General features: G+C 60.1%; 6 protein-coding genes. 3 read left to right on the plus strand and 3 right to left on the minus strand.

Going from position 1 to position 7,134, the window contains the following annotated elements; all coding sequences use genetic code 11:
- The first annotated feature begins 10 nt into the window (after positions 1-10).
- From DK870_RS28605 to DK870_RS28615, 3 genes are all read left to right on the plus strand, one after another.
- Entirely contained in the window at positions 11-1,198 is a 1,188-nt protein-coding gene (locus DK870_RS28605) for an MFS transporter (RefSeq protein WP_161550367.1), read from the plus strand.
- 113 nt (positions 1,199-1,311) lie between these two features.
- The gene (locus DK870_RS28610; protein ID WP_161550368.1) at positions 1,312-2,460 is read left to right on the plus strand and encodes a TDT family transporter; all 1,149 of its coding nucleotides are present in this window, start codon (positions 1,312-1,314) and stop codon (positions 2,458-2,460) included.
- 83 nt (positions 2,461-2,543) lie between these two features.
- Positions 2,544-4,418, plus strand: coding sequence for an MFS transporter (locus DK870_RS28615; protein WP_161550369.1), 1,875 nt, complete (start codon positions 2,544-2,546; stop codon positions 4,416-4,418).
- Between the two features lie 103 nt (positions 4,419-4,521).
- Here DK870_RS28615 and sugE read toward each other — a convergent pair whose 3' ends face one another.
- From sugE to rdgC, 3 genes are all read right to left on the minus strand, one after another.
- Positions 4,522-4,836 (minus strand): quaternary ammonium compound efflux SMR transporter SugE, encoded by a 315-nt coding sequence (gene sugE, locus DK870_RS28620; protein ID WP_060756959.1) that lies wholly within the window; start codon positions 4,834-4,836, stop codon positions 4,522-4,524.
- A 106-nt stretch (positions 4,837-4,942) separates the two neighbouring features.
- On the minus strand, positions 4,943-5,908 hold the full coding sequence (locus DK870_RS28625; protein WP_161550370.1) for a bile acid:sodium symporter family protein: 966 nt from the start codon (positions 5,906-5,908) through the stop codon (positions 4,943-4,945).
- An 84-nt stretch (positions 5,909-5,992) separates the two neighbouring features.
- Complete coding sequence (gene rdgC / locus DK870_RS28630; protein WP_161550371.1) at positions 5,993-6,913, minus strand: recombination-associated protein RdgC; 921 nt, start codon at positions 6,911-6,913, stop codon at positions 5,993-5,995.
- Between the last annotated feature and the right edge of the window lie 221 nt (positions 6,914-7,134).

The following is a 7,134-nucleotide window of genomic DNA, read 5'->3' on the forward strand; positions in this document are numbered from 1 at the left end:
GAGCGTGCCCATGTCCAGTCCTACTTCCCATCGTTCCCGCCTGGTGTTCCTGGTGGTAACGGTGCTGACCTTTCTCGCCGCGTCCAGCGCGCCAACGCCGCTGTATCAGGTGTATCAAGACCACCTGCATTTCTCGGCGGCTGTGTTGACGATGATCTTCGGCGTGTATGCCGTGAGCCTGTTGGCAGCCTTGCTGACCGTCGGCTCGCTATCGGATTACCTGGGACGCAAGCCGGTCATTTTTGCGGCATTGATCCTGAATATGCTGGCGATGCTGCTGTTTATCAACGCTGATAGCACCGCGTACCTGATTGCCGCCCGGGCGGTGCAAGGTTTCGCCACCGGCATGGCGACGGCGGTGCTGGGTGCAACCTTGCTCGACACTGACCGTGTCCGCGGCCCGATGCTCAATAGCCTTGCGCCGATGCTGGGTATGGCCAGTGGCGGTTTAGGCAGCGGCCTGCTGGTGGAGTTTGCGCCACGGCCGACCCAATTGATTTATTTCGCGATGCTCGGGCTGATGACCCTGCAAGCGCTGTATGTGTGGCGATTGCCGGAGACGGTCAGCCGCATACCGGGGGCCTTGAAGTCGCTGGCGCCGACGCTGCATGTCCCCGAACAAGCGCGCCGTGCCCTGTGGCTGGCGATGCCGCTGAATGTGGCGGTATGGGCACTGGGAGGGTTCTTTTCTTCGCTGGCGCCTTCGCTGGTGCGGGCTGCTACCGGGTCGACCTCGCACCTGATTGGGGGTGGGTTGGTGGCGGTGGTGACGCTCAGTGGTGCGGTGATGATCTACAGCCTGCGCAATCGCCCGGCCGATAAAATCATGCGCCTGTCGGCTGCATTGCTGGCGACCGGGGTGGCGCTGTTGTTGGTGGCGGTGCAGAGCGCCAGCCTTTGGCTGTTCTTTGTGGCCAGTGTGATCGCCGGCTTGGGTTTTGGCGGCGGCTTCACGGGCAGTGTGCGCAGTATCGTCGGTTTGGCGTTGCCTCATGAGCGGGCAGGGCTGATGTCGGCCTTCTATGTGTTGAGCTATCTGGCGTTCTGCTTGCCGGCGTTGCTGGCCGGTAACCTGAGCCGGGAGTTTGGCTTGATCGCCACCACCGATGGCTACGGTGCCGTACTCATCGTTTTGGCCCTGGGTGCACTGGCCGGCTTGCTGTTGCAGGAAACGGCGCGGGCCAAGGCTGCAGTGTAGTCAGTGTCGTATATAGGTAAAGTAGATAACAGATAGAGATATTACCCGTTATATAGATATTCGATCAGGTTCTATGATGGCTTCAACCTCCTACGAGGAAGAGGATTATCAACATGAACTGCGCGAATACCCCAAGCTACAAACCTTTGAGTCACCTGACCCGGCCGCGGGAAGTGATTCGTCAATTCACGCCCAACTGGTTTGCCGCAACCATGGGCACCGGCGTGCTGGCACTGGCGCTGGCACAACTGCCCGTCAACGTGCCGGGCCTGTACGCCGTCGCCGAAGCGTTGTGGATGTTTACCATTGGCCTGTTTGTAGTGTTCAGTGGGTTGTACGCCGCGCGTTGGGTGATGTATTTCCAGGAGGCGCGGCGGATTTTCGGGCACTCCACGGTTTCGATGTTCTTCGGCACCATTCCCATGGGGCTGGCAACCATTCTCAACGGTTTGTTGCTGTTCGGCCTGCCGCGTTGGGGCAGTGACGTGCTGCCGTTGGCGCAGACCCTGTGGTGGTTGGACGTCGCCATGGCCCTGGCGTGCGGTGTGCTGATTCCGTTCATGATGTTTACCCGCCAGGAACACAGCATCGACCAGATGACCGCCGTCTGGCTGTTGCCGGTCGTCGCGGCTGAAGTCGCCGCAGCCAGTGGTGGCCTGCTGGCGCCGCACTTGGCCGACGCCCATGGGCAACTGGTGATGCTGGTGACCAGCTACGTATTGTGGGCATTTTCGCTGCCGGTGGCGTTCAGCATCCTGACTATCCTGATGCTGCGCATGGCGTTGCATAAACTGCCCCACGCCAACATGGCTGCGTCGAGCTGGCTGGCGCTGGGCCCTATCGGCACCGGTGCACTCGGTATGTTGCTGCTGGGCGGTGATGCGCCGGCGATCTTCGCGGCCAATGGCTTGCCCGGTGTCGGCGAGATGGCCAGCGGCCTTGGCCTGGTGGCGGGCATCACGCTGTGGGGCTTCGGCTTGTGGTGGTTGCTGATTGCGGTGTTGATCACCCTGCGTTACCTGCGTGCCGGCATTCCATTCAACCTCGGCTGGTGGGGTTTCACCTTTCCGTTGGGGGTGTATGCCCTGGCCACGCTGAAGCTGGCGAGCGTGTTGCATCTGGGGTTCTTCAGTGTGTTTGGCAGCGCGCTGGTGCTGGCCTTGGCGCTGATGTGGCTGATCGTGGCCAAGCGCACCGTGCAGGGCGCCTATAAAGGTGAGCTTTTTGTTTCACCCTGCATTGCAGGAATAGGGAATAAGTAAGCGGGTTTAGGTAAAGTCGTGGCCTGTCTCTTTATAAAAGCCTTCGGCAATAAAGCCTATCAGGCCACGCAGGAACACGGACGATGAGCCACCCCTCGCAATTCACCTTGCTGCGCACGCGGCGCTTCTTGCCGTTTTTCGTCACCCAGTTGCTGGGTGCCTTCAACGACAACATCTTCAAGCAATCGCTGATCCTCGCCATTCTCTACAAACTCACCATCGACGGTGACCGCTCCATTTGGGTCAACCTCTGTGCGCTGCTGTTTATCCTGCCGTTCTTCCTGTTTTCGGCGCTGGCTGGGCAGTTTGGCGAGAAATTCAACAAGGATGCGTTGATCCGTGCGATCAAGATCGGTGAAATCGTGATCATGGCCGTGGGTGCCACGGGCTTTCTGTTCAATCATCTGGAACTGATGCTGCTGGCGTTGTTTGCGATGGGCACGCACTCGGCGCTGTTCGGCCCGGTGAAATACTCGATCATGCCCCAGGCCCTGCATGAAGATGAGTTGGTCGGTGGCAATGGCCTGGTGGAAATGGGCACGTTCCTGGCGATCCTGGCCGGCACCATCGGCGCCGGGATCATGATGTCGTCCGCGCATTACGCGCCGGTGGTGTCAGTAGCTATCGTCGGTGTGGCTGTGCTGGGTTACCTGGCCAGCCGCAGCATTCCACGGGCGGCGGCTTCTACGCCAGGCTTGCGGCTGAACTGGAATATCTTCAGCGAGTCCTGGGCCACCTTGCGCCTGGGCCTGGGGCAGACGCCGGCGGTGTCGCGCTCGATCGTGGGCAACTCGTGGTTCTGGTTTGTCGGGGCGATTTACCTGACGCAGATCCCGGCCTATGCGAAGGAATGGCTGTACGGCGACGAAACCGTGGTCACGCTGATTCTTACCGTGTTCTCTGTGGGTATCGCCCTCGGCTCCATGCTCTGTGAAAAACTCTCCGGGCGTAAGGTCGAAATCGGCCTGGTGCCGTTTGGCTCGTTTGGCCTGACAGTGTTTGGTTTGTTGCTGTGGTGGCACTCTGGTGGTTTCCCGCAGAACGTCCAGCCCAACGACTGGCTGGCGGTACTCGGTCATGGCCAGGCCTGGTGGGTGTTGTTCGATATTCTCGGCCTGGGCGTGTTCGGCGGTTTCTATATCGTGCCGCTGTATGCGTTGATCCAGTCGCGCACCGCCGAGCATGAGCGGGCGCGGGTCATCGCGGCCAACAACATCCTCAACGCGCTGTTCATGGTGGTGTCGGCGATCGTGTCGATCCTGTTGTTGAGCGTGGCCAAGCTGTCGATCCCCGAGTTGTTCCTGGTAGTGTCGCTGCTCAACATCGCGGTCAATACCTACATCTTCAGGATTGTCCCCGAGTTCACCATGCGGTTCATGATCTGGCTGCTCAGCCATTCCATGTACCGCGTCGAGCATCGCAACCTGGAAGCCATTCCGGATGAAGGCGCGGCGTTGCTGGTATGCAACCACGTGTCGTTTGTCGATGCGCTGCTGATTGGTGGCGCGGTGCGTCGGCCGATTCGCTTCGTGATGTACTACAAGATCTACCGCTTGCCGGTGCTGAACTTTATCTTCCGCACGGCAGGGGCGATTCCGATTGCGGGCCGCCATGAAGATATCCAGATCTATGAAAAAGCCTTCACGCGGATTGCCCAGTATCTAAAGGAAGGGGAGTTGGTGTGCATCTTCCCGGAAGGCAAGTTGACGGCCGATGGCGAGATGAACGAGTTCCGTGGCGGGCTGACGCGCATTCTGGAGGAGACGCCGGTGCCGGTGATTCCCATGGCGTTGCAGGGGTTGTGGGGGAGTTTTTTCAGTCGCGACCCGAACAAGGGGTTCTTTCATCGGGTCTGGTCGCGGGTGGTGCTGGTCGCGGGTGCACCGGTAGCGGTGGAGGCGGCGACGCCTGCGCGGTTGCAGGAAGTGGTGGGTGTGTTGCGAGGGCGTGTCAGGTAGTTTTGTGTGGGGTGTACTGGCCTCATCGGGAGCAAGCCCCCTCCCACAGTTTGGAATACATTCCGAGTGTGGGAGGGGGCTTGCTCCCGATGGCGGCAGTGGCCTAAGTGCTGATCTTGAGCCCAACGAGCCCGCAAATGATCAGCGCCACACTGGCCAGCCGAAACAGCGCCATGGATTCACCAAACAGGATGATCCCGGCGATCACCGTACCCACAGCTCCCACGCCGGTCCAGACCGCATAGGCGGTGCCCAATGGCAGCTCCTTCATGGCCAACCCGAGCAAGCCGAGGCTGAAGGCCATCGCGGCAATCGTCAAGGCGGTGGGCAGTGGCTTGCTGAAACCATCGGTGTACTTCAACCCGACAGCCCAGCCGACTTCGAACAAACCCGCAAAAAACAAAATGATCCAGGACATGCTGACCTCCCATCTATTGGTGGGGTCGTCCCCTGGTTGAGCGCTGCAAAGCGTCGCGAGGTCGTCCCCGCGAAGCTCGGTAGAGTGCCGAAAACGGATCGGACGATCAAGTTTTCGGTTGGGTCTCCAATGCGCTGCGGTCGGCCTTTTCGCTCATGCGACGGAAATAAGTCGAGAGCAACGCTCCAGAGATATTGTGCCAGACGCTGAACAGCGCACTGGGCACCGCCGCCAGTGGTGAAAAGTGCGCACTGGCCAGCGCAGCGCCCAGCCCGGAGTTCTGCATGCCCACTTCCAGCGCCAGCGATTTGCGCTGCGCCAAGGGCAGTTTGAACAACCGGCCGGTGAAGTAACCCAGCAAGTAGCCGAAGCTGTTGTGCAACATCACCACCGCCATGATCAGCAGGCCGGACTCGGCGATCTTCGCCTGGCTCGCCGCAACCACTGCCGCGACGATGATCACGATGCTGACCACCGACACCAGCGGCAGCACCTCGACCGCATGGCGTACCCGCTCGCCCAGTACGCGCTGCGCCACCACGCCAAGCACGATGGGCAGCAGCACCACTTGCAGGATCGACCAGAACAACTCCATGAACGACACCGGCAACCAAGCCGAGGCCAGTAACCAGATCAGCGCAGGAGTGAGCAGCGGGGCGAGGAGGGTGGTGACGGCGGCGATGGCCACTGACAGTGCCAGATCGCCCCGGGCCAGCCAGGTCATCACGTTGGAGGACGTGCCGCTTGGGCAGCAGCCGACCAGGATCACCCCGACGGCTATCTCCGGCGGCAGGTGGAACGCCTGGCACAAGAGCCAGGCCACGCCCGGCATGATTACAAAGTGCGCAACCACGCCCAGTGCCACGCGCCAGGGATGGCGCGCGACCTCGGCGAAGTCTTCAAGTTTGAGGGTCAGCCCCATACCGAACATCACCAGGCCCAACAGCGGGACAATGGCGCCTTTAAGCCCGATGAACCAGTTGGGCTCCAGGAAGGCGAGCACGGCAAACAACAACACCCAGTAAGCGAAGGTATTGCCGACGAAACGGCTCAAGGCGGCGAGTGCGCGCATGGGGATGTCCTTGTTATTAGAGGCTTGGCGTGACACTGCAATCAAATGTGGGAGGGGCCTCCCACATTCTGATCGTCAAACGGTTTAAATGCCCTGCGGGGTTTCTTCACCGCCCAGCGCTTCAACCAGTGCCGGCAGGAAGTCGCCAAACGTCAGCATCATCAGGGTAAAGCTTGCGTCCAGTTGCCCCAGGGCCTCGTCGCCCCCGTCCTGTTCTGCCTGGTCCTGCAGCAGGTCTTCGAACTTCAGGCGCTTGACCGTCATCTTGTCGTCGAGCATGAAGGACAGCTTGTCCTGCCACGCCAAGGCCAACTGGGTCACGACTTTGCCGGTGCTCAGGTGCAGCTGGATTTCTTCGCTGGTCAGGTCCTGGCGTTTGCAGCGCACGATGCCACCGTCTTCGTGGGTGTCACGCAGTTCGCATTCGTCGAGGACGAAGAAGTCATCGGCCGGTTTCTGGGTGGTCACCCAATCGGTCATGATCGCAGTCGGTGCGGTTTTCACCGTCAGCGGGCGTACCGGCAGGGTGCCGATCACTTCTCGCAGGGTCGACAGCAGGTCTTCGGCACGTTTCGGGCTTGCCGAGTTCACCAGGATCAGGCCCTGTTTCGGCGCGATGGCGGCGAACGTCGACGAGCGACGGATAAACGCGCGTGGCAGGAAGGCCTGGATGATTTCATCCTTGATCTGGTCGCGTTCCTTCTTGTAGACCTTGCGCATTTGCTCGGCTTCGATCTCTTCGACTTTCTCTTTGAGTGCGTCGCGTACCACGCTACCCGGCAGGATGCGTTCTTCCTTGCGCGCGGCGATCAGCAGGAAGTCACCGCTGATGTGTACCAGGGGAGCGTCTTCACCTTTACCGAAAGGCGCGACGAAACCGTAGGTGGTCAACTCCTGGCTTGCACAAGGGCGCGCCAGTTTGGTGGCCATGGCCGCTTCCAACGCCTCGGCATCAATAGGCAGATCTTGGGTCAGGCGATAGATAAGCAGGTTCTTGAACCACATGGGGTGAGTCTCTCCTTTATACAAAGGGGGGCATTATTCTCTTGATAGCGTCCCAGGCCAACCCTGCCTAAGCCATTGGAAGGGCTCAAAAAAAAGATTTAAGAAAGTGCTTGCCAGACCTTGGGTCGCTCCGTAGAATGCGCGCCACACCGAAACGAAGGGTGATTAGCTCAGCTGGGAGAGCATCTGCCTTACAAGCAGAGGGTCGGCGGTTCGATCCC

Source organism: Pseudomonas sp. Q1, from assembly GCF_009935975.1.
GTDB lineage: Bacteria > Pseudomonadota > Gammaproteobacteria > Pseudomonadales > Pseudomonadaceae > Aquipseudomonas > Aquipseudomonas palleroniana.

What these genes read in the sequence shown, in the direction of transcription:
- DK870_RS28605 (WP_161550367.1), top strand. Translation starts at nt 11, where the DNA reads ATGTCCAGTCCTACTTCCCATCGTTCCCGCCTGGTGTTCCTGGTGGTA.
- DK870_RS28610 (WP_161550368.1), top strand. Translation starts at nt 1,312, where the DNA reads ATGAACTGCGCGAATACCCCAAGCTACAAACCTTTGAGTCACCTGACC.
- DK870_RS28615 (WP_161550369.1), top strand. Translation starts at nt 2,544, where the DNA reads ATGAGCCACCCCTCGCAATTCACCTTGCTGCGCACGCGGCGCTTCTTG.
- sugE (WP_060756959.1), bottom strand. Translation starts at nt 4,836, where the DNA reads ATGTCCTGGATCATTTTGTTTTTTGCGGGTTTGTTCGAAGTCGGCTGG.
- DK870_RS28625 (WP_161550370.1), bottom strand. Translation starts at nt 5,908, where the DNA reads ATGCGCGCACTCGCCGCCTTGAGCCGTTTCGTCGGCAATACCTTCGCT.
- rdgC (WP_161550371.1), bottom strand. Translation starts at nt 6,913, where the DNA reads ATGTGGTTCAAGAACCTGCTTATCTATCGCCTGACCCAAGATCTGCCT.